The following is a 24,238-nucleotide window of genomic DNA, read 5'->3' as shown; positions in this document are numbered from 1 at the left end:
TTAACGAAAGGTTAGTCAATTAAATTAAGGGACAATTTTTATCCCATATTTCTTTTCATAGTCTCCGTTGTTTAATTGTTCTTGTTCCGCTTTGGTAAATCTAAATTCAGCAACAGCTGTGGTAAAGCAGATGGTAGCTACCTCTTGGTATTGTTCTTTTACATAGCTGATAATCTCATCATACATCTCCATGTTTGAAAAAAACTCCAATATAGCCACCTGACAGCATGTTTTGTCTTCGCTTCCTTCAATTCGCCACTTATACCGACCGTTAGCTGGGTTTATAAACATTAATAAATAGTCCCCATCTTTATTTTGGACATAGTCATAATAATGAGCAAGACGACCTTCTTCTATCTTTCCTTGTTCATTTTCATGCTTGTTCCAAACTTCTTCGCGGATGATCTTATTATTGCGATCGTACTTATAGTGACAAATATGATCGCTATAGCGCACGTCTTTAATTCTTAAGTTATTCTGATAATATGCTTGCTCTATTTGTAAGTCATCATCTAGTGCGCGTATATGTTCCATCTTCCACTGATCAGTTGGTCCATTGGGGTTATTCCCGTAATCAGGTGTATAGCAATAAATATAGCTACTCTCTAATAGGGTGTTATCAGGATTCTTTCTTCCTATAAAGACATTAATCTGTTCTAATATCCCGTTGACGTCGTATTGATAATAACGTGTTTCAATAATAGAATGATTATAAAGACCCCGTTCTTCTTTAATCTTTAAATTACCCTCAAAATATTGCGTAATGGTTTGGTCAGCCTTAACGCCTTTATCATCTAACATTTGCTCACCTCATTCTTTAGAAGATATATCCAATATAAGTATACTGTACAAGCATAATTTTGCTAGCTGTAATTGTTAAAAAATGCAACAAAATTAAAAAAGTCGTAGTTTCATGTTCTTTAGACGAAACTACGACTTTCTATCCAATTTATGATTGTAACTTTTGTAAAATACTAACCACGCCCTGATAAGTACGTTGACCAATGAGGTTTCCGTATTTTAAAGCTCTATCTGCCCTGCCTTGAAATTCTTCGATCCAACCTCTTAATTTCAAACGTACGACTATTTGGGAATTATTTTACTTTTCATGTTTAAATTGTTCAGTCACTTGGGAAGATTATATAAGAAATCAAAACTTAGGAGGCAGATGTAATGGATTTAAGTCATCACTTAACGAACGGTATTCCAAGACAGGTGCAGGACAAGCAGCCCGGTGCTGAGCATAAGATGGATCCTCTGCCGATATATGAGGATGATCAGTACAAGGGATCAGACAAGTTGAAAGGAAAGGTTGCGCTTATTACGGGAGGAGATTCAGGAATTGGGCGTGCGGTTGCTGTTGGCTATGCGAAAGAGGGAGCAGATTTGGCAATTGTGTACCTTGATGAGCATGAGGATGCCGAGGCAACGAAGAAACGTGTTGAGCAGGAAGGAGTGCGCTGTCTAACAATTGCTGGAGATATAGCGGAGGAACGCTTTTGTATCGAGGCGGTTGAACGGACAGTCAAAGAACTAGGCGGTCTTGATATTCTAGTGAACAATGCCGCAGAGCAGCACCCGGTGGATAGCCTTAAAGAGCTATCAGCTGAGCAGCTTCATCGTACGTTCGCAACCAATTTCTATTCCTATGTGTATGTTACCAAGGCTGCTTTGGATTACTTAAAACCAGGAAGTAGTATTATTAATACGACTTCAATTAACCCTTATCGAGGGAATCCAACGTTAATTGATTATACCAGCACAAAGGGGGCAATCAATGCCTTTACCCGTTCGATGTCTAAGTCCCTTGTTGCAGATGGTATTCGTGTCAACGGTGTCGCTCCCGGTCCGATCTGGACACCGCTGATTCCGTCTTCATTCTCTGGCGACAAGGTCGAACAATTTGGCCAGGATAATGCGATGGGCCGACCAGGCCAACCAGTAGAACTAGTCGGTGCCTATGTGTTGCTTGCTTCCAATGATGCATCCTACATGACGGGGCAAACCATTCACGTTAATGGTGGTGACTTTGTCCATACGTAATCGATGTAAGTGAACGACGAGTTTATTTTTAAAAATAGTGGGTGTTAGCGAGAGGAATTGCTGTGACTGCGAGTTGGTCACCCAATTTTTCTTACTAACACTCTTTCTTTATTTTAAGGGCAAGATTTTGTGAGGTATAATTGCCTGTTTATAAAGAATGGCTGACTTTTGCGTAGTTCAGGTATACTTATTGGTGACGCTACATAACAAAAAAGGGGGAACGATCATGATCGTAACGTTTGAGAAAATGACAGATGCAGACTTTAATAACTATTTATCATTTGCTGTTGATGATTATGCTAAAGAAAAAGTAACGGCTGGAACATGGGCTGTTGAGGATGCTGTAAAGCTAGCCCAAGCAAGCTTTACTAGATTATTGCCTAATGGAAAAGAGACAGAAGGAGAATTTCTGTTTACAATTATTGACGCATCATTAGGTAAACAGGTGGGTTATCTTTGGTTCCAGCTTAATTCAGCTGGGAAAGAACCGAAGCTATTCATTTATGACTTTATTATTTATGATGCCTATCAAAATCAAGGTTATGGGACAGCGGCGCTAGAATGCCTTGATCAATTAGCAAGGGAAATGAATGTCTATGAAGTAGGGCTTCATGTTTTTGCTCATAACAAAGGGGCTGTACATTTATATGAGAAATTAGGTTATACCGTAACTGATCTGACAATGGTGAAGACATTAACATAAGCGCTCATTCATCACTAATCACAACCGCCAACCCCGGGCAGCATTTTTTATGCTGAGCGGGGAGCGAAAATTAACGTTAAGCAACCAATGATTGCCGAAACGATAAAAAGTGTGCTAAAGCTTGAAAAGCCGGCAATGATCCCAGAGAGGGCAGCCCCAATTGCTTGTCCTAAGGCAAGCATTAGGAATGGCAGGCCGAGGCCAAGTGCGACATTGTTCCTACATACGGAAATGCCCCATACAATTAAGACGCCTGTCATAAAAATATAGGCGCTCCCAAACATGAATGGTGAAATAAGCCATGTTAACGTTTGAGCTGAATAAAGGCCGATAATAAGAGAAGAAGCCGAAAGAATCAAGGTCGAAAGCGTATAAGCAGCACGAACGCCGTACTTATTGATAAAGGATCCCGCTAGTCCACCAAGTAAACCAGCTAGCCCAATTATTACCCAAAACCAATCGGCTAAAAATAAGGGGATGTTGGCTAGGTTTAGCAAGAAGTCTCTGGAAAAGGTCCAATACGCGGAGCAAGATACCCCGATAAGAAAGGCAGCACTAATTAAGGGTAGCGATTTGCTCCATTCATTTTTAGTTAATCGTGCTCTTTTTTTAGATTGTGTAGCCTGTTTTGGTAATAGCTGATGGTTCACAATTAGAACAAGGAGAGCAATGCCGGTAAAGATTACATACGTACCGCGCCAATTACTTGACATTATTAAAGCAATGGCACCAGTAACAGCTGTACCAATGCTCGTGCCACTATTAATCCAGGCATTTGTTTGGTTTTGGAGATTAACTTCTATCTGCGTGCTGACAATACTGGCATAGGGTGGGGAGGCAAATCCTGTACTTAATCCGGCGATAAACAAGCCTGAGCCAAGCATAATCGCATGATTAGACATAGCAATGATGCTTAGACCAACAGTAGCAGCCAATCCAGCTAAGATAAGAAAGGCTCGTGGTGGAAGACGGTCAGAACAGATCATTGCAATAATGATTGCCACGCAATAAGCCAGATAAGATAATGCTGAGATAAAGCCGCTAGTTGCCGGGGTCAAAGCTAATGTTTCAATGAGATAGGGGAGCATCAGGCCATAGCTAAAGCGAGCTAATCCGTATGTTACAGCAATCATGGGTAAGCCAGCAGTAATTAGTTTTTTTGCATGCAATCAAATCACCTCAAATTATATATAACGTTCATTATAATAAAATACAAAAAAATAAAGAAATAGCGCATTGCGTGCTGACGTTTTCCCTATTTAAGTATACTTCTAAGTAAAGCAAATGCTGTCTCTGTTACGCTATTAAGCTCAATCGTTTGTGCCAACGCAGTCGCGCCTTCTAAGATAACGGTTAGTTGTAAAGCACAATCTGCTGAAGTATTAAATGATTGCAAATCATGGTCAATTTTGGCTAACAATTTTCCCTTGTGGTCACTTACTAGCGTGGTAATCTCTTCGTTAATCCCCGCATATTCTTGTTGTGCTCTTAGAAACAGGCACCCGTTAGCGCCGTGAGTCTCAATCCAGTTAAGATGAGCCTGTACGAGTGATTCTAGATAATTCTTTACATCGTCATCTTGATTAATGCTCTTAGCTAGAAATTGAAAATAACGCTGTTCTCTTTGCAATAATATGTCCTTGATCAGCGCTTCCTTGGAATTAAAGTGATAGTACATGGTCATGGTTGCGACGTCAGCCTGCTCTAAAATCTTCTTCACACCAATAGCATGAAAGCCATGTTGGTAAAATAATTTTTCCGCTGTCTGCATAATTGCTACTTTCTTTTGTGATTGCTTCAAGTTAAGACCCCCAGATAGAACGTTCGTTATAAATATTAACATATTAAAAGCTCAGTGACAAATTAACTTGGAAGATAAATAATAGAAGACCGTGATTTTGTCGAAAGGAAGCAGTATTTGGAGAACGAAATAACTAGAAAAATAACATAGAGGAGTATAAGATAAAGACATTTGAAAGGAAATGCGCTGATTTTTAGAGTGAGAGTGTGAGAAGAGGGGGGGATGATTGAGAGTGTACATAGTTTTAATCAGCCTAATAGTTAGCTTTGTTATCGCAGGCTGCGATGATCAAACTGATCTCGTTATTCAGCCTGACGGGTCAATTATCGAATTACCTGTTAAGGGATACAACCATCCGTCCATAATTGGTAATGAGATGTATGTCAATATAAATACAGACTCGCCGGATTACTTTGATGTAGACACCTTGATAAAATATGATTTAGACACAGGTGAACAGGAGCTATTATTTGAATCCGTATATGATGTATCTGCTATGCAGGGAACGTCAGTCAATCAAAAGTGGTTAACCTGGATTGATTCAACCATGGATGGGTATGAAGAGAAAATTCATGTGATGTCGCTGGAAACAAACGAAATAAGAACATTATCAGAAACGAACCCAGAGTATTTGACCATACTATCACCGATTTTATATGAAGACTATGTTGCATGGACGGAGTTAAATGAAGAAAAGATGAAGGTTGAGGTCAAGCTTCATAACCTTGTCGACAATCAGACAGCTACAATTGCCGTTATGGAATCCTATACGATGATGAATGCTAAGCTTCATTTTGAGGATGGCGTGTTGCTCTGGACAGATACGCGAGGTGAAAAAGGTTATTACTTTTTATACGATATAGAAACAGAGACGACGGAATCGTATGAGTCACCGTTTCAATATGAAGGGGGATACGCCACTCTTAGTAATGGACGCATTTTCAGTTTAAACCTTAATGAAGACCAGAACTGGACTGTGCAGAATTTTGGCTATTACGATATTGAAAGTGGAGCGTTCCATCAGCTAATATTCGGTGATTATATTAACTACTTCGCCACCTATGGAAACCAACTCGTCGTGTTAGATAATCGAAATACGCTTCATTATCAGGAATATATTGACGAAGAGTGGGTTGCTATTGATTTAGACTTTGTTAGTGATGAGGTTATTGATATTGTAAGCTTTGATTCACAAGGGCATTTAATCATGCCGTTGGTTAGAGAGCAGGGTGAGAAACAAAAAGTCGCTATTTTACCGCCGATCAACTAAGTTGCTTGTCGTTATTTTATATTTAGGTAAAGTCAGTTAGGTAAGGTACGTGAATTAACGTCTCTTTTTTTAAAAAAAACTATGCTGTCGGTACCGACAAAACTAAAGCGTCCCTCTAGATAATGAGAGACGCTTACTTATTTATTGCGTTTACTAAAAGATCTTCTTCTGATCAATCCACACGTCAGGTGATTTAATTACACAATCAATGTGAACACCAGCCTCTGTCACCCCGCCAAAGGATTTGTTGCTGCCAAAGGCGATATGAACAGTACCGTAGACTTTTTCATCTTCTAAGACGTTCCCAGTTAGCCGTGCTTTCTTATTGGTACCAATACCGAATTCGGCAATCGTGCGTCCAGGTCCATCACCCAATAAAGCGAGTAACTGCTTGCCTTGTTCCCCGGTAGCGTCTGTGAGACGACCGTCTTTAATAGTAAGAAGAACGGGTTCAGTTAGGACCCCAATATTGCTAATCGAGCCGTCAATCATGACTTGACCGTTGGCAGAGTCTTCAATTGGGGCAATGTAGCTTTCTCCTGAGGGGACGTTGCCCGATTGGCCCTTTTCAGTAAACACACCTGTGCTACTGATGCTTGGGCGATCATGAATGGAAAAAGTTAAATAGGTTTGCTCTTTCTTTATCTCAACAATTTCCCCTTGTTCAAGGATGTCACAGTATTCCTTTGTCAGTGCTTGTACTTCAGTATAATCAGCTGAGATAGCACCGTGCTCGAGCATGTCCAGTGTTACCCCTGGCATGGTTGCCACACGTGCGCCTTGAGCTGAAGCTTGCTTTCGTGCTTGTGTATGGGTAAGGGAGTGTTCGGTCACACAGAGCACTACATCTGCTTGTTTCATAGACGTACTTACAATCTTTGGTGGCTCCTCACCAGATTTAGATAGTGTCGCCATTTTAATGATGGCAATGTTTGTTGTAATTGTTTGCCCAGCTTGATAAAAAAGCTCAGCAATATCCTGTTTGTTGTCATCTGTGACAATCAGAGCAGATTCGTGTGATTTAAGTGTTAAATTTTGTGTTAGTACCGACTTTGCTTGTTCAATTAATTCCATAGGCATAAGCCCCCTTTATTGCAGGTTAACTGACTTTAAGAGCCCCACTTCAAAGATAGAGGAAGAATTTCAGTATGTTAAGCGGCGGCTTGTCACAGTCAGTAAAAGTCCAATTTATTCAAAGAAAACTGGCTGATTAAAGTTCACGTTATAGTGCAGCTGACAGGCCAAAATGAACGCCGTATTTTTCAAAAACATTTTCAACCTCGTGCCTTGCCTTAACTAGTTCTTTAATAAATAATTCAATGTCATTCTCCTCAATGCGAAAGTGAGGACCTGAGATGGTTAAAGAACCGAAAATATGATTATTATGAAAAATGGGGATAGCGACAGCAATGACATCAGCGGTATATTCGCCTTCGCTAATGGCATAACCCCGTTGTTGTATTAACTGTAAATCCGCTGTTAATGCTTCTATGTCGACCATGGTGTTGGCTGTATATTTAATTCGTTCCTTGCTTAAGTATGCGTCAATAAAGTCATTAGGCAAATGCGCGAGAATGGCTCGATAGGATGCCCCTGCATAGAGGGGTGTTCTGCTGCCGATCGATACAGCATAACGAATAGTCGATTGTGATTCAACTGCATCGAGCGTGAGCCCTTCATCTTCATCAAGTATCGTTAAGAAAGCAGACTCATTCGTTTTTTCACATAGCTTTTCGAGGATCGGGTGAATCATTTCATTAATATGAAGATTCTCAGAAATGGTGTGACCAAGCTCCCAGATAGCAAAGCCCAACGAGTACTTCTTTGTCTCTTTATTTTTAATCAGGTATTTGTGTCTTTCAAGCGTTTCGAGAATCCGATATATTTTTGTATGATTCTGATTTAATTTAGCGGCTAGTTCTCTGCCACCCCAGGTTGGCTTCTTTTTGGTGAACATTTTTAAAATGTCCAATGATAAACTCAGTGTTTTTAACATCTGTGCAATTCCCCCTCTAGCAGCTTGAGTGGTGCATATATCCCTTAATGCTAATATATGCACCTGGATAAAGCAATGCAATATTTGCTAATTATCATAAAGGTAATCAATGACAGCCGCTATATAAACCTTACAACACCTTACGATATCTTCAACTTTAACCTTCTCATTATACCCATGGATGCTAGGTAAAAAGGCTGGCCCGTATTGCAAAACAGGGATGTTGTAGTCCCTAAAGTGGCGGGCATCACTACTTGCCCATTGCATGACCCCATAGGATTCATGGTCAGTCACATAGCTGATATTATCAATAATGGCCTTGCAAACTGGGTCATCCGCACTTGTATGATTGGCATTACTACGGAAGCCAAAGCGGCTTATCTCATACTCAATACCGAGTTTATCAAGCTTTTCATGCAGATAATCGGATACTTCATCTTGGGTGATGCCGAATGGTAAGCGACAATCAACTTCAACCTCACAGCTTTCGGGAATAATATTAGATTTCGTGCCACCGTTTATCGTACCGATGTTAACGGTAATATGGTCCATCACATCTTGAAAGGGCTCCCGATCCTTCTCGACCTCGCGCATGTATTTCTTTGATTTATCGATTAGTGGTTGAATATGATCTGGTATGGTTACTGGTAAATCCCACAGTTTCCGGATTTCATTAATTGCATCAATCATGCTAGTAATCGCATTATTACCTGCTAGAGGAGAAAGACTGCCATGCCCAGGCTGACCAAAGACTTTAAGCTTAAACCAGAATGAACCCTTCTGACCAATCGTTGGGTTATAGCGAGATGAGGGTTCAGCAATTAAGCTGCCATCGCCCATAATTAGACCATTCTCGAGGAGCCATGGAACCCCAAATTCTCCGCCCGTTTCTTCATCTGGAACGACAGCTAACGTCAACTGACCAGGTAAATCAATCTCTAACTCTTTCAGTAAAGCAAAAGTAAAAATTAAGCCGCCTAAGCCAGCCTTCATATCACTTGCTCCTCGACCAAGCAACCAGCCATCAACAACCTCACCAGAGTTGGGGTCAAAATCCCATTTAGAGCGGTCACCTGCGGGGACAACATCAGAATGCCCGCAAAAGATAAGATGTTTCCCGTCTGTATTCCCAATTGTAGACACGAGGTTGTACATTTTATCTGTTGATTCATACCAATGGTTGACTGTTCCGACCTGTTTTAAATAATCATCAATAAACGTGGTGATATGGGTTGAATCGCCGGGCGGATTCTCACTAGGAATTCTGATTAATTGACTACATAAGTCTACTAAATCATCTTTTCGTTGCTCAATCTCGTGTATCAGCTGGTCCTTTAGTGTCTGCTTATTAATCATTAAATGGCTTCCTCCTTAGTCGGGATCGTTTGCAAGTGGGTAAGCTTACCATAAAGGCTTTCTAGATGGTTAAATTCACGCGTGTTGTAAAAATCACATTTTCCTTGTCCGTAGACCTTGGCTACTTCAATACAATAGCGAACAACCTCTTCAATATCGGTAACATGACTAGCACCAGTGCCACAGCCAGCCACAGCGGTTTCGGTTGTGATCGCCACACCAACAACAGGTTTATCAGTTGCGACTGCTGGCTGGAGGATACTATTTATATGATAAACATCATTGCCATAAGGGGTAATGTCCTGTGTTGTAATTGGCATCGTGACAGGGAGTTTACCAACAGATTGCGTATACACATGAAGAAGATCATCACTCACTTTAAGAATATAGCCTTCTTTGACCGTTGGGGTTAACGCGAAGCCCCGGTGGTTAATAATTTGATTCCCCTTGGTTGTATCAATTGATAGAATGGCTTCCATTGCTGGGTCCACCTCATAGCGATTCATTGTCGCAATGTCGACAGGTGAGCTCATGAATGGTACTGGATCATGCGGCTGAGTTGGGGCTGTTGGACAGATATGCGTTGTGATGATAACGTCGCCCTCTAATTGATCGCCTTTGTTTGTCATGTCTAATAGCTTAGCCGCAATTGCCATACTTGCTAACGCCCCGTCCCCATCCGAAACAAATCCAATCATTTCAGGGCGAGCGCCAATTCCACCAAGTCTGCCGATAATGCCGAGTGCTTTGGCATGTTCATTTTTTCCAGGAATACGGACTCTAATAAAGTCAGTAGACCCTTCTTCACCAGCGATGGTCTTTACCTCAATTTCAGCAGTTTTGTTTATTTTTGCTAAGTAAGCTTTAATTGTTTCCCCGGTAACGTGGATATCATCCATTAATTCGTATATTTCCATGACATGTTTTAGTGACATTGTTTATTCCTCCAAGTAATTAGTTGATTAGGTGACAGGATGCTTGATGGGTATCTTTACTTGTAATCATGTTCGGTTCTTTCGTTTTGCAAATATCCATTGCTACTGGGCATCTTTCGTGAAAATGACAGCCAGTTGGTGGATTTAGTGGGCTAGGCACAGTTCCCTTTAAGATAATATGCTCCTTGTCAGCGAACGGGTTTTCTTTAGGGATTGCTGAAAACAGCGCTTTGGTATAGGGGTGCTGAGGATTTTTATAAATCTCCTCGTATGTACCAATTTCAACAATTCGTCCTAAATACATAACGGCGATGCGGTCACACATATAGCGGACAACATTTAAATCGTGCGAAATAAAGATATAAGTTAGCTTAAACTCAGCCTGTAGTTTTTTTAATAGATTAATAACCTGTGCTTGAACGGAAACATCTAGAGCTGAGACCGGTTCATCACAGATGATTAATTCCGGATTTAAGCTAAGTGCCCTGGCAATATTAATCCGTTGTCTTTGCCCACCAGAGAATTCGTGTGGAAATCGATCAGCATAGCGTTTATTAAGCCCAACTGTTTCAAGTAACTCCTCGACCCGCTTTTTTCGCGTCGCGGTGGTACCAACTTTATGAATAACAAGTGGCTCAGCGATTAGTTGCCCAACTTGTAGACGTGGATCTAAGGAAGCGTAGGGATCCTGAAAAACCATCTGAATCTTCTGCCGGGTCAAACGAAGCCTTTCAGCGTCCATATCAACAAGGTTTGCTTCTTTAAAATTAACGACACCATCACTTGGTTTAATCAATTGATTAACAAGCCGGGCCATCGTTGACTTACCACAGCCTGATTCGCCAACCACTCCCAATGTTTCCCCTTTGTATACCTTAAAGCTTAGACCGTCGACGGCCTTTACGCGTTGGTCTGACTTCTTAAAAGGGATTGGGCTAGAAACGGGAAAGTGTTTTTTTAATCCTTCAACTTCTAGTAAAGGTTCCCTCACGGTATGCGTGCTCCTTTCGCTCTAAAGTGTTACTACCGGTTTGAAAATGGCAGGCAACCGCATGACCATCTGCCAATTGCTGTAACGGGGGTGTCTCTTGATGACAAATTGCCTCTGCATATGGACAGCGTTCGACAAAGGGACAGCCTGTTACCTCGTAGCTTAAATCTGGAGGGCTACCAGGGATAGATGACAATGGTGCATCACTATCTTGTGACTCAGTTATTTGGGAGTCGAGCAAGCCCCAAGTATAAGGGTGCAATGGGCGTTGATAGAGCTCCTTAACAGTTGCAGATTCAACAATCCTTCCAGCATACATGACTAAAACCTGCTCGCACGTTTCCCAGACAACACCTAAATCATGCGTGATCATGATAATGGCCATCCCGAGCTGCTCCTGCAAATCCTTCATTAAATTAAGAATTTGGGCTTGAACGGTAACATCAAGGGCGGTTGTCGGTTCATCGGCAATTAAGAGTTGTGGATCACATGCTAGTGCAATGGCGATCATGACGCGTTGCCGCATCCCACCCGAAAACTCATGTGGGTACATAGTTATTCTTTTATCTGGAGCGGGTATTCCGACAAGGTCAAGTAATTCAAGTGCTCTTTGTTTAGCGGCTTTTTTTGAAATTTTCCTGTGAGCACGTATCGTCTCAACCAGTTGATTGCCAACTGTAAAGACGGGATTAAGACTCGTAGACGGGTCTTGAAAGATCATGGAAATATCGTTACCACGTACCTTACGCATCTGACCCGCTGATAATTTGATCAGATCTCGGCCTTGAAAAATGATCTCACCTGAGGTTATTTTGGCAAAGGATCTAGGAATGAGCCGAAGAATCGAGGTTGCGGTCACACTCTTACCGGAACCAGATTCACCGACAATGCCAATGCTTTCTTGTTTATTTAACGAAAAGCTGACGCCGTTGACAGCCTTAGTCGTAATTGAGCCTGATTGAAAGGCAACACTGAGATTATTTACCGTTAATAATTGATCTGACATATGCTCACCTCCTTGTTAGACCTTCATTTTTGGATCAAGTGCATCTCGTAAACCATCACCAAATAAATTAATACCGAGAACCGTAATTAAAATTGCTAAACCAGAAATTGTTGCTAATTCAGGACTTAGTACTAAGAAATCTTTACCTTCCTGCAGCATACTGCCCCACGAAGCGGTGGGAGGCTGGACGCCTAACCCCAAGAAGCTTAATGAGGCTTCTGAGATAATTGCTCCTGCGACACTCATGGTGGCATAAACGATCAAAGGGGCCATACTGTTTGGTACAATATGATAGAAGAGAATTCTGCCATGTCTTGCCCCAAGTGAGCGGGTAACCTCAATATACTCTGACTCCTTAATCGTTAAGACCTGTCCTCTGATGACACGAGCAAATCCGGGAATGTTAGAAACACCAATCGCAATCACGACATTAACCAAGCCTTGTCCTAAAACAGACATTAAAACGATGGCTAACAAAATAAACGGGAAGGCCATCATCCCATCGATGATGCGCATAATAATGGCGTCGGTACGACCACCGACATAGCCGGATATTAGCCCAAGCATAGAGCCGAAGAAAGCGCCGAATAAAACGGCTGATATCCCGACAATAAGTGAAATACGTGAGCCATAAACAATTCGGCTAAAGGTGTCACGGCCATAACTATCGGTGCCAAGGAGATGCCCTTCACTACCTGGTCCAAGAAGGCTCTTGGTTACATCCATTTGATTTGGGGGATGCGTAGCGATCAAAGGTGCAAATATTGCTGTCACGATTAATAAAAAAATAATCCCTAGACCTAGCGCGGCAAACCGGTTACGTAGCAATTTCCGGGTAAACGCCTGTTCCTTCCGAGCTTTAGCGTATTGAAGCTCCCTTGTTTGCTCTAATTCGTTAGCGACTTCTACCATTAGTTTGCACCCCCGCTTCCACCATCTAAGTTTACTTTCGGATTTACCACCTTATAGAGAACATCGACAATTAAGTTAATCACGACATAGATGATGGCAATAAAGATAACCGAGCCTTGAACGACGACGAAATCACGCTTATCAATTGCGTTGACAATCAGTAAGCCCATTCCTGGCCAGCTGAAAATTGTTTCAGTAAGGACAGCCCCACCTAACAAATTTGAGAACTGTAAACCAATCACGGTTAAGAGTGGGGTGAGCGCATTTTTTAGCGCATGCTTATAAATAACAAATGTTTCTTTTAATCCCTTTGAGCGGGCTGCTTTAATGTAATCATTTGAAAGAGTCTCAAGCATACTTGAGCGGATAACCCGAGCAAATTGAGCAGTTGGAATAGTAGCCAGAGCTAAACTTGGCAAAATAAGATGCCTAATAAAGGCCCATAATCCATTATCTAGTGAGCCCATTCCGGTTGATGGTAGCCAGCCTAGGTTAACACTGAAGGCAAGGACAAGCATGACCCCTAACCAAAAGATAGGCATTGACACACCCACCAGCGAAAGTGTTGTGACGAGGTAATCAATAATGGTATTTTGCTTCTTAGCGGCAAGAATTCCAGCAGGAACACCGACAATAATGGCAATGAGCAGGGCACTGACAGCCAAAATCACTGTATTAGGGAACCGTTCCATAATTAAATTGACAATTGGTTGGTTATAGCTTAATGAGTTACCAAAATCGAATTTAACTAAATTGATTAAATAATCAAAAAATTGTTGATAAATAGGATCATTTAAACCTAATCGCTCGGCATAAGCGGCGATGTCCTCGGCACTTGCTTGTGGTCCGAGCATGACAGCAGCCGGATTACCAGGTAGCATACGTGTAATGAAGAAAACAATAACGGCTACAACAAACAAAGTAGGTATGAGCTGTAAGCTTCTCTTTAATAGAAATGTTCTCAAAACCACCCCTCCTTGATTCATTATGTGAACTAGTGTTTTATTATATGAATTATTAAGATGTTACCATTGTTTTTTTTCGATGTAAATGACTTTGTCAGAAGTAAGAGTAAAAATTTTCGATTTTTTTAAATTTTCTCAAAATTATATTTACAAGCATAAATTAACTGTGGTAACGTATATATATTCATTATTTGAACTAGTGTACCACTATATGAAACAAAATGAAGGAGAGGTTTTTATGAGTATATTTAAAAGTCGGCTTTTGGTTTTGTTTTTAGTACTCGTAACAGTGTTAGTAGCATGTGGAACAAATGAGGACAGTACTGAGGAAGGGACTGAAGAGGAACCAAATCAAGAAACACCAACATCAGGTGGAAACTTAATCATTGGCCTATCCTCCAACGCAGCTACCTTAGATCCAACGCTTTATACCGGTGTGTATGAATCGCAAATTATGCGATCAATTGCAGACACACTCATTGTTTATGATCAAGATTTGCAGAGCTTCGTTCCTTCATTAGCGACTGATTGGGAAGCTGCTGATGATATGATGTCTTATACATTCTCAATTAGGGAAAATGTCTACTTTCAGCCAGGTGAGTACCAAGACGGTCGACTCATGACTGCTGAAGATGTCAAATATAGCTTAGAACGTTCTGCTGAAACGTCAGCGCAGAATCGTTTAGCAGGTGTCGAAAGTGTCGAGGTCACAGGTGAATATGAAGTTGTTATTCATTTAGAAGAACCTAACTCTGCCCTACTTGCAATGCTAACGGATCAGGGTAACATTATTGTGCCAGAAGAGGAAGTAGAGGGCTGGGGTGATCAGTTTGGTTCACATTTAATCGGTACAGGTCCCTTTATCTTAGACAACTGGCAAACAGACCAACAGGTTGACTTGGTTAAACATGATAATTATTGGGGTGAAGAACCGCACCTTGATGGTGTGAGCTATAAATTCATTACAGATCAAGCGATGATGACCAACGCTCTCCGCTCTGGAGATGTTGATATTGCAACGGATATTAGAGGGCAAAACCGAGAAGTGATTAGTCAGGATGACAATTTTGAATTACTTTCAACTCCTGGTCTCTCGATCACGTATCTCGATATGAACAGTCAGCAAGGCCCAACGGCTGACCCTAAGGTAAGGGAAGCAATTTTTAAAGCTACCAATGTTGAAGAGATCGTTCAAGGTGTTCACCAATGGGGTGGTGCCGTTGTGGCAAATGGTCCCCTTCCTCAAGGATCATGGGGCTATGATGATTCCTTTGAGTCGTTGAAGGCTACTTATGATCCAGAAGAGGCTAAGCAAATACTAGATGAAACAGATTATGCTGGTGGATTTGCAATTGATTTGTATGTGCTCGAGACACGGACAAACTATGCAACGATCTTCCAAAATCAAATGAAAGAAAATTTAAATATTGATGTTAACATTCAAGTTTCTGAATGGGGTACGTTAACTGAAACGGTTTCTAGTAATAATGCGCCACTGAATATTGGGGGTTGGTCCTGGTACCCTGATCCGTATTTCTTCCTGAATCCAAGATTCCACAGTGATCAACACGGTTCTAATGGTAATGGTAAAGGGTATCAAAGTGATGTAGTAGACGAACTATTAGATCGTGCGCTTACCGAAACAGTTGAACAAGCTGAACGGGCTGAGCTCTATCAAGAGGCTGTTACTGAGATTATGAATGACTACGCAACGATTGAATTTGATAACCTTGAAATTGCAACAGGTATTAATCCAAAGGTTAATGGCTTTAATCTCTCACCGGATGGTTCAATCTATGTCGTTAGTCCAAACGGTGTTAATATTTCCATAACTGAATAGCTGAGCTAAGGGAAGCGGGTATTATACCTGCTTCTTTTAACTTTAATACTAATTAGTGCATCTAATTCGAAAGGAGATTAATTAAGATGAAAAAGGTAGGTATTATTACCATCGGACAAGCACCAAGAACGGACCTATTTCCTGAGGTTGAGCGGTTTTTCTCACATGATGTGACGTTTATTCAGCGTGGTGTGCTTGATGACATCGATCAGGCTGACTTAGCACGTTTAAAGCCAGAAGCGCATGAGACAACCTTAGTATCTAAATTGCGCGATGGCACCTCTGCGGTCATGGCGAAAGAAAAAATTACCCCGATTGTCCAGCAAATAATCAGCCAATTAAATGAAGAAAATATTGATTTAATTGTGTTAGCGTGTACAGGTGCGTTTAAACCATTTCAGTCACAAGCACCGATTATTTATCCAGATTACCTGTTAAATCACGCTGCTCAAGGACTGTTTCGCAACAAAGGGGTGATGGGGGTCATTATTCCACTAAAGGATCAAGAAGAATCGATTAAACAAAAATGGTCACAGGCTGGATTTGAGGCTATCTGTGCCAACTGCTCCCCTTATGACTTCTCAGAACAAGCTTTAATTAAGGCTGTTAGTCTGTTAGAGCAGACCAACGTTCAAGCAATTGTACTTGACTGTATCGGTTATACCAAAGCAATGAAAGAGCTAGTAAGTCAGCATACCAGCAAGCCAGTCATTTTATCAAGAAATATCGTATTTCAGAATGCAGCTGAAATTGTCTAATAAAGCTGCATTTTTACAGAGGCGCAGGCTATAAATAACGCTTGCGTCATTTTAGTGTAGCAAAACCTGATATATTAGTTTAAACTTATTAATACAGAATTCATTTAGTTTGGAACCGATGTAAGCGTGTAATTACGATAAGAAGAGATCGTATTATAGTTACCGATTATTAAAAACGTGTGAAAAGAAAGGAAAGGCTACTAATATGGAGGATAAAAGCCTATTTGAACAAGCCTATAGTGAAATTAGACAACAGATTCTGTTTGATGTCTTAAAGCCAGGAACTAAAGTATCCTGGAAGCAGTTGGAGCAGCAAATGCAGATTGGTCGGACCCCAATTCGTGAAGCACTAATTCAGCTTCGGAAAGATGGGTTGATCTATGCCGTTCCCCAGAGTGGAACGTATATTTCAAAAATTAATTTAAAGTCAGCCGCCAATGCGCGGTTTGTCAGAGAAAATATTGAGCGTTTAATTGCAATGGAATGCTGTGCTGGCTTTTCCAAGGATGACAAGGATAGCTTAGAGGCAATATTGTTAGCACAAGAGCAGGCGATGCGTGAACAAGACAAACATAAATTTTTTGAGCTTGATAATGTTTTTCATAAAATGTTTTTTAAGATTGCTGGTAAAGAAGAGGTCTGGGAATGGCTCGAAGTAAATAATGTTCATTTAGATCGCTTCCGATGGCTACGTCTTAACCTGAAGTCAATAGAGTGGGAGCAGATCATTGACCAGCATCGCGCAATCTTAAATTCAATTATTGAGCAGAACCTAGAAGAAAGCTCCTTTTTACTATCCCTTCACTTGCATGAGATGACAGAAGAAAAACAAAGTCTACTCGATCACTACCCGTCCTATTTCTCAGATGGAAACCTATAACAAACAGTTAACCTTAATCTAAGCACGCTATAGATTAGGGTTTTTTATATACTGATACAGTCTGATTACCTTTACGCTTATGCCTGTAAGCTCAATAGCTAACAGCAGCGCTATGCAACGTTTATAAAAACATGTATGGTGTTTGTAAAAAAAGAAAAAATATTTTACAAAAAAAACCTTGATTTTTAAAATGTAAGCGCTATACTTAAGGGGCAAACTGATATATCAGTTTATCAATAATTTAACAGTTCTACTAGGTGGTGATCTGATTAGCTTTAACTGACAAGAATAGCAAATCACTTTTATTATGTATGTGAATTTACGCACAAAATTTAACTGTTTCGATCAGAGCTTTTTAAAAATGGAGGGTTTAAATTGGTTGAAATTATTATTGGTATTTTACTTATTGCATCTTTTTTCTTAATGGTTTGGTATTGTGTTAAAGGCTTTAATCTAATGGTTGGCTTTGCAATCATGGCAACAATTTGGGTTGTACTTGCATTAATAGGTAATTGGCTGGCGCCAACACCATCAATGGAGGGGCAGTCGTTAATTGACGTGCTGACTACCGTTTTTGCTAATGGACCGGGTGATTATGCGCGTGCTATTCTGGTCAATGTCTTCTTTGGGGCTTTCTTTGGTCGGATATTAGTCGAGACAGGTATTGCCGCTACCCTAATTAGAAAAGTAGTTGAGTTAGGCGGAGATAAACCACGTATTACAATGGGGCTTCTTTGCGTGATTACTGCAATTATCTTTATGTCGATGACTGGGATTGGACCTGTTATTTCAATTGCCGTTATTGTGCTACCAATCCTACTATCGTTAGGTATACCTGGACCAATAGCCCTCTTTAGCTTTATGGGTTCAATTATGGCCGGGATCTTTGCTAACATCGTTAATTTCATTCAATATCAAACAATATATGCAGGCTTTAACCCTGCTGCCGAAAATTACACATACAATGATTATTTCCTTGTTGGAATTACTGGAATGGTTGTCAGCTTAGTTGTGGTTCTAGTTATAGCTAATTTATCAATGAATAAAAAGAAAGCCTATGCCTGGGCAGTTAATATGCATGAAACAACTGCGACAGAAAATGCACCTGCTATTTCTTGGATTTCAGTCCTGCTCCCTGTCATTGGTGTTGTTGTATTAGATGTTCCAATTATTTTAGGGTTTATTATAGCAGGCGTTTTTGCAATGGTGACGACTGGGAAGATTAGTGGTGGCTATAAAGAGGTTTGTCGAAGATTTGCCAAGCTGTTTACCGATGGAGCGATTGATGTTGCGCCAATGGTTGGGTTTCTTTTAACCTTATCCATGTTCAATAATGCTGCTGGCTATGCTGCGCCTTATTTCACTGCCATCATTGGGAATATTATACCGACGAGCATTCTTGCGCTAGCTATTGTCTTTGCGGTTCTTACACCACTTGGATTCTTCCGGGGCCCAATGAATTTAGTTGGAAGTGGTTCAGCTATTTTAGCCGTTATCGTCGCAGCCAATCCAGCTTTACCGGTGCAATTCCTGTACCCGTTATTTGCTATTACAACAATTGGACCTCAGCATTTAGACATTACCCAATCCTGGGTTGCTTGGGGCCTAAGTTATTCAAAGGTTTCCTCGCGTGACTTTATGAAGCGATCCATTCCAGCTGGTTGGATTATTGGCGTTATTATGTGTGTTATTGTTTACATCTTATATATATCAGGCGTAACAAACTAATTCAGTCATTTTTGCACATTCGGAAATAATTATAAAAAAATAGGGCGTGTAACTAAACGAGTAAGTAAGGAGACAATTTTATGAAACGGTCAGTAAGAATGGGAATAGACGTAGGTGGAACACATACGAAGGCGGTCGCAATTGATAATGCTACTCACGAAATCATTGGGAAGTCTTCTGTAAAAACAACGCATGACGATTGCAGAGGAGTAGCCGCCGGTGTCGTACAATCCTTTCAGAATTGCTTGGTAGAAAATCAGATCAGTCCTGAGGATGTTGTCTTTGTGGCTCACTCTACAACACAAGCGACCAATGCCCTTATTGAAGGTGATGTGGCTAAGGTTGGCGTTATTGGTATGTCCAAGGGAGGGGTTGAGGGCTTTCTTGCTAAACGCCAGCTACGCATTTCGGATATTGATCTAGGGAATCAGAAGCATATTCATGTTGCGAATTCGTTCCTTCCTTTAAAAAGCTTATCGGCAAACAAAGTGGAAGAGACGATTGAACAACTGAAGGGTGAGCAGGCAAAGGTGCTCGTATCCTCAATGGCCTTTGGTGTAGATGACGGTACGCCTGAGCAGCTTGTTTATCAAGCTGCAGCAAATCAGGGAATGCCAACAACAATGGCTTCTGATATGACAAAGCTTTATGGTTTAACGAGACGGACACGAACAGCCGTTATTAATGCCTCTATTTTACCGAAGATGCTTGACACAGCCACCTCAACAGAGTCATCGGTACGTGAGGCAGGTGTGCATGTGCCGCTGATGATTATGCGTGGTGACGGTGGTGTCATGGAAATTAATGAAATGAAGAAACGCCCTGTTCTTACGATGCTTTCTGGCCCAGCAGCCTCGGTAATGGGGTCGCTCATGTACTTAAGAGCATCTAATGGTGTTTATTTTGAGGTAGGTGGGACGACTACTAATATCGGAGTCATTAAGAATGGGCGTCCAGCGATTGATTATTCAATAGTGGGCGGACACGCTACCTATATCTCCTCGCTTGATGTGCGGGTGTTAGGTGTTGCCGGGGGATCAATGGTTCGTGCAGATAAGTCAGGAATCGTTGATGTCGGTCCTCGCTCTGCTCATATTGCTGGACTTGATTATGCTGTGTTTACTGAAACTGATAAAATGAAACAGCCACAGCTGTTATTTTTCTCTCCTAAGGAGGGTGATCCAGCTGATTATGTCAAAGTTGTGTTGGCGGATGGTGAGGAAGTGACCATTACCAACTCTTGTGCCGCCAATGTCCTTGGCTTAGTAAGTCCAGACCACTTCTCTTATGGGAATGTTGAATCAGCCAGATGTGCGATGCAGGTATTAGCAGACTACTGTGAGACGACTGTTGAGGATATTGCTAAGCAGATTATGGAGAAGGCCTATGCAAAGATCGCGCCGATTATTTTAGAGTTAGCTGATAAATATAAGCTGGAAAAAGATCAGATTTCTTTAGTTGGAGTAGGTGGTGGGGCTGCTTCTTTAATTGTCTATTTTAGTGGAAAAATGGGTGTAAAGTATTCGATTCCAGAAAATGCTGAGGTCGTTTCATCGATCGGTGTAGCTTTGGCTATGGTCAGAGATGTTGTGGAACGCATTATGCCATCGCCAAGTACCGATGATATCCGGTTTATTAAAAATGAGGCCGCTAATAAGGCAATCGAATCGGGTGCGACACCAGAGTCAGTAGAGGTCCATGTCGAGATTGACCCCCAAACGTCAAAGGTAACGGCAATAGCCACGGGCTCAACTGAAGTGAAAGCAACAGATTTAACAAAAGAGGTTGACACGAATGAAGCCAGAGAAATCGCAGCCGAGGATCTACGCGTCTCGGAGCAAGAAACAAAGCTACTTGCTTCAACTAAATTCTTTTACGTGTATGGTGCGGATGTAAATGAAAAAGGTGCTGGGGCGATTCGAATTATTGATAAGAAAGGCTTTATTAAGGTTCAGCGTGGTCATGCGATGTGTACGCTCACAACCGCTGAAAACTATTTAGTCGAACTAGAAAGGCTGTGGGAGGAGATGGCGGTTTATCAAACCGAGCTCATTGCTCGACCTGACTTCTATCTCTGTTTAGGCGCTAAAGTAACTGACTTTACCGCGACTGAGTTTGATCAGCTAAAGCTGTTAACAGAATTAGAGGTTTCTACGCTAGAACCGTCTCAAGAGGTGATGATTATTGCCGCAAATATTAAACAAACCTAACCAGTCCTTACCCGAGCTTATCGCAGAGCTTAGTCAAGTATCTGATCAGTGTTGGGGCCTGTATGCGTTTGAACAGGATCTGCTAAAGAATAAGTTCACCACAAAGGAGAAGCACAGGATCATTATTGCTTCTATAGCTTGTGGCTACCAGTGGGCTGAAACAGTTAGGGAAATACATGGAGACTATTCAATTACGCAGCTAGTGGCGTCTTATGGTTTACAGATTGAAGCTAATCATACAGCACCTCTGGCGAATCGAATTGGCTATGCGCTGTATACACCACCGAAAGGCATAGAGCTAATGACCGAACCGATTGCAAAGGTAAGTAAACTGCTCGGTGAGTGCTTGCATGTCTCGCCAAGTCAATTAACTGATATTATTTTAGCGCATGAGCTCTATCATCATATTGAGTGTGAAGAGGCAGAGGTCTACACACAAATGGAGCAAGTTGTCCTGTGGCGCTTTCTTTTTTATAAGCATCGTAGCCAGGTTAGAGCGGCTAGTGAAATTGCTGCCATGAGCTTTGCTCAGCAAATGAACAAGCTCAATTTTTCACCATTTGTTTTAGATGTATTATTAGCCTATGCTTATAACCCATTACACGGCGAGCGCATCTATCAACAAATGATCAAGCTAAAAGGCGTCATTTAATTTTAATAAGATCGCGAACAGTTCCTCGAAGCCATTTCGGGGAGCTCTTTTTTTCGATAGTGGGTATTTTCTTATATAATAAAAAAATCCCATAATCAATCTTGCTGGAAAAATTCACAGATTCTATAATAGGAAGTAATACACACTGAAAGGAATGATTGACATGCTAAGAATGACTATGATCAACATCATGATTTACGAAGGGGAGATCCTTGCTAACTAGAAACAGATAGACGGTTCATCACCCTTCGTTATTTAAAACCAGTTAACGAAAGGGATTAATCCATTTATGAAATTTCCAATTAAACAGTTTTTATCTTATTATCGTCCTTATTTAAGTCAGCTTAGTTTTGTGTTAATCTGTGCATTTGTGACAACTATTCTGGCCTTAATGTTTCCATTGCTTGTTCGCTATGTAACTGGAGAGATGCTGGCAGCTGATCTAAGTGTTGCGCAAGCTCAGGTGTTTTGGGTTGGCCTACTTATGGTTGCGATAACCGTTTTGCAGCAGGCAAGTCGTTGTTTTCTTGATTACAAAGGGCATTTGTTAGGCGCGCGGATGGAGAAGGATCTTCGAGGTGATTTATTTCAGCATATTCAACGCTTGTCCTTTTCTTTTTTTGACCAAGCAAAAACTGGTGAGCTAATGAGTCGGATTAGTCATGACCTTTATGCTGTATCAGAGGTTTATCACCATGGAATTGAGGATATCATTTTGTTTGGCTTCCGCTTTATTGGAGCTTTTTCTATTTTGTTTATCATGAATTGGCGCCTATCCCTGATTGTGATCGCATTTTTACCGATTATGGCTTGGTTTTCATACCTTTACAATAAAAAGCTAAATAAGACGATGCTTGACAATAAAGAAAAGATTGCTGAGATTCATGCCCAGGTCGAAGATAGCTTATCTGGTGTTAGGGTCGTGCAATCCTTTGCTAACGAACAGCTTGAGATTAATAAATTTAAGCAACGAAATAACCAATTTTTTTCAAGTAGAAAAGAAACCTATCAAGCAGAAACGGTACTCTATACCGGTGTTGAAAGTTTTATTCAAGCGATAACCATTGCAGTCGTGCTAATTGGTGCCAACATGATTATGGAACAGGCGCTTGAGCTTCCGGACTTAATTGCCTTTATGCTCTATGTTGAATTTCTAGTTGCGCCAATTAGGCGCATGCTGTTATTTAGCTCCATGCTACAGGAGGCGCTAACTGGATTTCAACGGTTTAGTGAGCTGATCGGTACCCAAGCAGAGATAAGAAATCCACAAAACCCCAAACAGCTACAGATAAGTGGCGAGATTGTCTTTAATCAGGTTGCCTTTCAGTATAACAACACGGACTTAGCGGTGCTTAAAAAGCTTAATTTAACAATTTCACCTGGTGAATATGTTGCTTTAGTTGGTGCCTCTGGTGCTGGTAAAACGACAATCAGCGCATTAATTCCACGTTTCTATGATGTAACTGAGGGCTGTATTCTGGTTGATGGCTGTGATGTACGAGAAATTGACCTGACCGCTCTTCGTCAACAGATCGGGATTGTCCAGCAGGACGTTTACCTGTTTTCGGGTTCAGTTAAAGATAATATTCGCTATGGTAATCCAGCTGCAACTGATGAACAAATAATTGAAGCGGCCAAGCAGGCCAATGCTCACGATTTTATTATAAATCTTCCCAAAGGCTATGACTCCGATATCGGTCAGCGTGGTGTTCGCTTGTCTGGCGGGCAAAAACAGCGCCTCAGTATTGCCCGGGTTTTCTTGAAAAATCCGCCTATCCTTATTTTAGATGAGGCCACAAGTGCATTAGATAATGAGAGTGAATACATCGTGAAAGCTTCCATGGAGAAGCTTGCTAAAGGACGGACGACCTTAGTCATTGCTCACCGTTTATCTACGATTCAAAATGCCCAACGCATTGTCGTCCTTAGTGACGGGGCTGTAGTTGAGGAAGGGACACATGAGGGATTAATTAACCAAGAAGGAGCTTATGCACATTTATACGAGCAACAGTTTAAACAGTAGCAGAGGTTAAGACATAATTAAATATTTAAAACTGGGTATCCGAACATTATGACTAAGCGAAGAGTTTTACCGAACCGTATATGCTTTCAGACATAATGTTCGGATTTTTTTAGCTAGTTACGCTTTTGTCCCAGTCACTTTGTCTAGGTAGCTGGTACTTGAAAGCGAT

At 41.1% G+C, this 24,238-nt stretch carries 21 protein-coding genes; 10 read left to right on the top strand and 11 right to left on the bottom strand.

The window, feature by feature from the left end; translation table 11 throughout:
• Positions 1 to 24: 24 nt before the first annotated feature.
• Positions 25 to 801, bottom strand: coding sequence for a hypothetical protein (locus BM000_RS14025; protein WP_091499686.1), 777 nt, complete (start codon positions 799 to 801; stop codon positions 25 to 27).
• A gap of 372 nt (positions 802 to 1,173) precedes the next feature.
• Here BM000_RS14025 and BM000_RS14020 point away from each other — a divergent pair, with 372 nt between their 5' ends.
• Entirely contained in the window at positions 1,174 to 2,043 is an 870-nt protein-coding gene (locus BM000_RS14020; protein WP_091499685.1) for an SDR family oxidoreductase, read from the top strand.
• A 226-nt stretch (positions 2,044 to 2,269) separates the two neighbouring features.
• Positions 2,270 to 2,746, top strand: coding sequence for a GNAT family N-acetyltransferase (locus tag BM000_RS14015; protein WP_091499683.1), 477 nt, complete (start codon positions 2,270 to 2,272; stop codon positions 2,744 to 2,746).
• Between the two features lie 47 nt (positions 2,747 to 2,793).
• On the opposite strand, the gene BM000_RS14010 is transcribed toward BM000_RS14015, so the two are convergent.
• A complete protein-coding gene (locus tag BM000_RS14010) occupies positions 2,794 to 3,915 on the bottom strand; it encodes an MFS transporter (protein WP_091499681.1) in 1,122 nt (373 codons plus the stop codon).
• Positions 3,916 to 4,001: 86 nt separating this feature from the next.
• Entirely contained in the window at positions 4,002 to 4,547 is a 546-nt protein-coding gene (locus tag BM000_RS14005; RefSeq protein WP_091499679.1) for a TetR/AcrR family transcriptional regulator, read from the bottom strand.
• Between the two features lie 226 nt (positions 4,548 to 4,773).
• On the opposite strand from BM000_RS14005, the gene BM000_RS14000 reads away from it, so the two are divergent.
• Positions 4,774 to 5,817 (top strand): hypothetical protein, encoded by a 1,044-nt coding sequence (locus BM000_RS14000; protein ID WP_091499678.1) that lies wholly within the window; start codon positions 4,774 to 4,776, stop codon positions 5,815 to 5,817.
• 153 nt (positions 5,818 to 5,970) lie between these two features.
• On the opposite strand, the gene BM000_RS13995 is transcribed toward BM000_RS14000, so the two are convergent.
• From BM000_RS13995 to BM000_RS13960, 8 genes are all read right to left on the bottom strand, one after another.
• Positions 5,971 to 6,891 (bottom strand): aminopeptidase, encoded by a 921-nt coding sequence (locus BM000_RS13995; protein ID WP_177178309.1) that lies wholly within the window; start codon positions 6,889 to 6,891, stop codon positions 5,971 to 5,973.
• 148 nt (positions 6,892 to 7,039) lie between these two features.
• Positions 7,040 to 7,813 carry an IclR family transcriptional regulator gene (locus BM000_RS13990; protein WP_091499674.1) on the bottom strand — a complete coding sequence of 258 codons (774 nt, stop codon included), beginning with the start codon at positions 7,811 to 7,813 and terminating at the stop codon, positions 7,040 to 7,042.
• Between the two features lie 87 nt (positions 7,814 to 7,900).
• Positions 7,901 to 9,169: a M20 family metallopeptidase gene (locus BM000_RS13985; RefSeq protein WP_091499673.1), complete on the bottom strand. Its 1,269-nt coding sequence runs from the start codon at positions 9,167 to 9,169 to the stop codon at positions 7,901 to 7,903.
• Positions 9,169 to 10,104 (bottom strand): DUF1177 domain-containing protein, encoded by a 936-nt coding sequence (locus BM000_RS13980; protein ID WP_091499671.1) that lies wholly within the window; start codon positions 10,102 to 10,104, stop codon positions 9,169 to 9,171. The genes BM000_RS13985 and BM000_RS13980 overlap by 1 nt, the downstream gene beginning before the upstream one ends.
• Before the next feature lie 19 nt (positions 10,105 to 10,123).
• Positions 10,124 to 11,095 carry an ABC transporter ATP-binding protein gene (locus BM000_RS13975; protein WP_091499669.1) on the bottom strand — a complete coding sequence of 324 codons (972 nt, stop codon included), beginning with the start codon at positions 11,093 to 11,095 and terminating at the stop codon, positions 10,124 to 10,126.
• Positions 11,070 to 12,101, bottom strand: a complete 1,032-nt coding sequence (locus tag BM000_RS13970) for an ABC transporter ATP-binding protein (protein ID WP_091499668.1) — start codon at positions 12,099 to 12,101, stop codon at positions 11,070 to 11,072. Before BM000_RS13970 ends, BM000_RS13975 begins: the two co-directional genes overlap by 26 nt.
• A gap of 15 nt (positions 12,102 to 12,116) precedes the next feature.
• Positions 12,117 to 13,013 (bottom strand): ABC transporter permease, encoded by an 897-nt coding sequence (locus tag BM000_RS13965; protein ID WP_091499666.1) that lies wholly within the window; start codon positions 13,011 to 13,013, stop codon positions 12,117 to 12,119.
• On the bottom strand, positions 13,013 to 13,978 hold the full coding sequence (locus BM000_RS13960) for an ABC transporter permease (protein ID WP_091499665.1): 966 nt from the start codon (positions 13,976 to 13,978) through the stop codon (positions 13,013 to 13,015). The genes BM000_RS13965 and BM000_RS13960 overlap by 1 nt, the downstream gene beginning before the upstream one ends.
• 238 nt (positions 13,979 to 14,216) lie before the next feature.
• Here BM000_RS13960 and BM000_RS13955 point away from each other — a divergent pair, with 238 nt between their 5' ends.
• The 7 genes from BM000_RS13955 to BM000_RS13925 all read left to right on the top strand — a co-directional run bounded on the left by BM000_RS13955 (position 14,217) and on the right by BM000_RS13925 (position 24,069).
• On the top strand, positions 14,217 to 15,818 hold the full coding sequence (locus BM000_RS13955; protein WP_091499663.1) for an ABC transporter substrate-binding protein: 1,602 nt from the start codon (positions 14,217 to 14,219) through the stop codon (positions 15,816 to 15,818).
• An 86-nt stretch (positions 15,819 to 15,904) separates the two neighbouring features.
• Positions 15,905 to 16,576 carry an AroM family protein gene (locus BM000_RS13950; protein ID WP_091499662.1) on the top strand — a complete coding sequence of 224 codons (672 nt, stop codon included), beginning with the start codon at positions 15,905 to 15,907 and terminating at the stop codon, positions 16,574 to 16,576.
• A gap of 205 nt (positions 16,577 to 16,781) precedes the next feature.
• Positions 16,782 to 17,456, top strand: a complete 675-nt coding sequence (locus BM000_RS13945; protein ID WP_091499660.1) for a GntR family transcriptional regulator — start codon at positions 16,782 to 16,784, stop codon at positions 17,454 to 17,456.
• A 375-nt stretch (positions 17,457 to 17,831) separates the two neighbouring features.
• Positions 17,832 to 19,184, top strand: coding sequence for a citrate transporter (locus BM000_RS13940; protein ID WP_091499659.1), 1,353 nt, complete (start codon positions 17,832 to 17,834; stop codon positions 19,182 to 19,184).
• Between the two features lie 80 nt (positions 19,185 to 19,264).
• A complete protein-coding gene (locus BM000_RS13935; RefSeq protein WP_091499657.1) occupies positions 19,265 to 21,394 on the top strand; it encodes a hydantoinase/oxoprolinase family protein in 2,130 nt (709 codons plus the stop codon).
• Positions 21,369 to 22,046, top strand: coding sequence for a hypothetical protein (locus BM000_RS13930; protein ID WP_091499656.1), 678 nt, complete (start codon positions 21,369 to 21,371; stop codon positions 22,044 to 22,046). The genes BM000_RS13935 and BM000_RS13930 overlap by 26 nt, the downstream gene beginning before the upstream one ends.
• Positions 22,047 to 22,335: 289 nt before the next feature.
• A complete protein-coding gene (locus BM000_RS13925) occupies positions 22,336 to 24,069 on the top strand; it encodes an ABC transporter ATP-binding protein (RefSeq protein WP_091499654.1) in 1,734 nt (577 codons plus the stop codon).
• The last annotated feature ends 169 nt before the right edge of the window (positions 24,070 to 24,238 follow it).

It is taken from the genome of Amphibacillus marinus (assembly GCF_900110345.1).
Classification (GTDB): Bacteria; Bacillota; Bacilli; order Bacillales; family Amphibacillaceae; genus Amphibacillus_D; species Amphibacillus_D marinus.
Note: the sequence above shows the minus strand (reverse complement) of the source record. Positions and strands in the feature narration are given on the sequence as shown.

Excerpts from the sequence above, each read along its gene's own strand:
- BM000_RS14025 (WP_091499686.1), bottom strand. The coding sequence starts at position 801 with ATGTTAGATGATAAAGGCGTTAAGGCTGACCAAACCATTACGCAATAT.
- BM000_RS14020 (WP_091499685.1), top strand. The coding sequence starts at position 1,174 with ATGGATTTAAGTCATCACTTAACGAACGGTATTCCAAGACAGGTGCAG.
- BM000_RS14015 (WP_091499683.1), top strand. The coding sequence starts at position 2,270 with ATGATCGTAACGTTTGAGAAAATGACAGATGCAGACTTTAATAACTAT.
- BM000_RS13995 (WP_177178309.1), bottom strand. The coding sequence starts at position 6,891 with ATGGAATTAATTGAACAAGCAAAGTCGGTACTAACACAAAATTTAACA.
- BM000_RS13990 (WP_091499674.1), bottom strand. The coding sequence starts at position 7,813 with ATGTTAAAAACACTGAGTTTATCATTGGACATTTTAAAAATGTTCACC.
- BM000_RS13985 (WP_091499673.1), bottom strand. The coding sequence starts at position 9,169 with ATGATTAATAAGCAGACACTAAAGGACCAGCTGATACACGAGATTGAG.
- BM000_RS13980 (WP_091499671.1), bottom strand. The coding sequence starts at position 10,104 with ATGTCACTAAAACATGTCATGGAAATATACGAATTAATGGATGATATC.
- BM000_RS13970 (WP_091499668.1), bottom strand. The coding sequence starts at position 12,101 with ATGTCAGATCAATTATTAACGGTAAATAATCTCAGTGTTGCCTTTCAA.
- BM000_RS13965 (WP_091499666.1), bottom strand. The coding sequence starts at position 13,013 with ATGGTAGAAGTCGCTAACGAATTAGAGCAAACAAGGGAGCTTCAATAC.
- BM000_RS13955 (WP_091499663.1), top strand. The coding sequence starts at position 14,217 with ATGAGTATATTTAAAAGTCGGCTTTTGGTTTTGTTTTTAGTACTCGTA.
- BM000_RS13950 (WP_091499662.1), top strand. The coding sequence starts at position 15,905 with ATGAAAAAGGTAGGTATTATTACCATCGGACAAGCACCAAGAACGGAC.
- BM000_RS13945 (WP_091499660.1), top strand. The coding sequence starts at position 16,782 with ATGGAGGATAAAAGCCTATTTGAACAAGCCTATAGTGAAATTAGACAA.
- BM000_RS13935 (WP_091499657.1), top strand. The coding sequence starts at position 19,265 with ATGAAACGGTCAGTAAGAATGGGAATAGACGTAGGTGGAACACATACG.
- BM000_RS13925 (WP_091499654.1), top strand. The coding sequence starts at position 22,336 with ATGAAATTTCCAATTAAACAGTTTTTATCTTATTATCGTCCTTATTTA.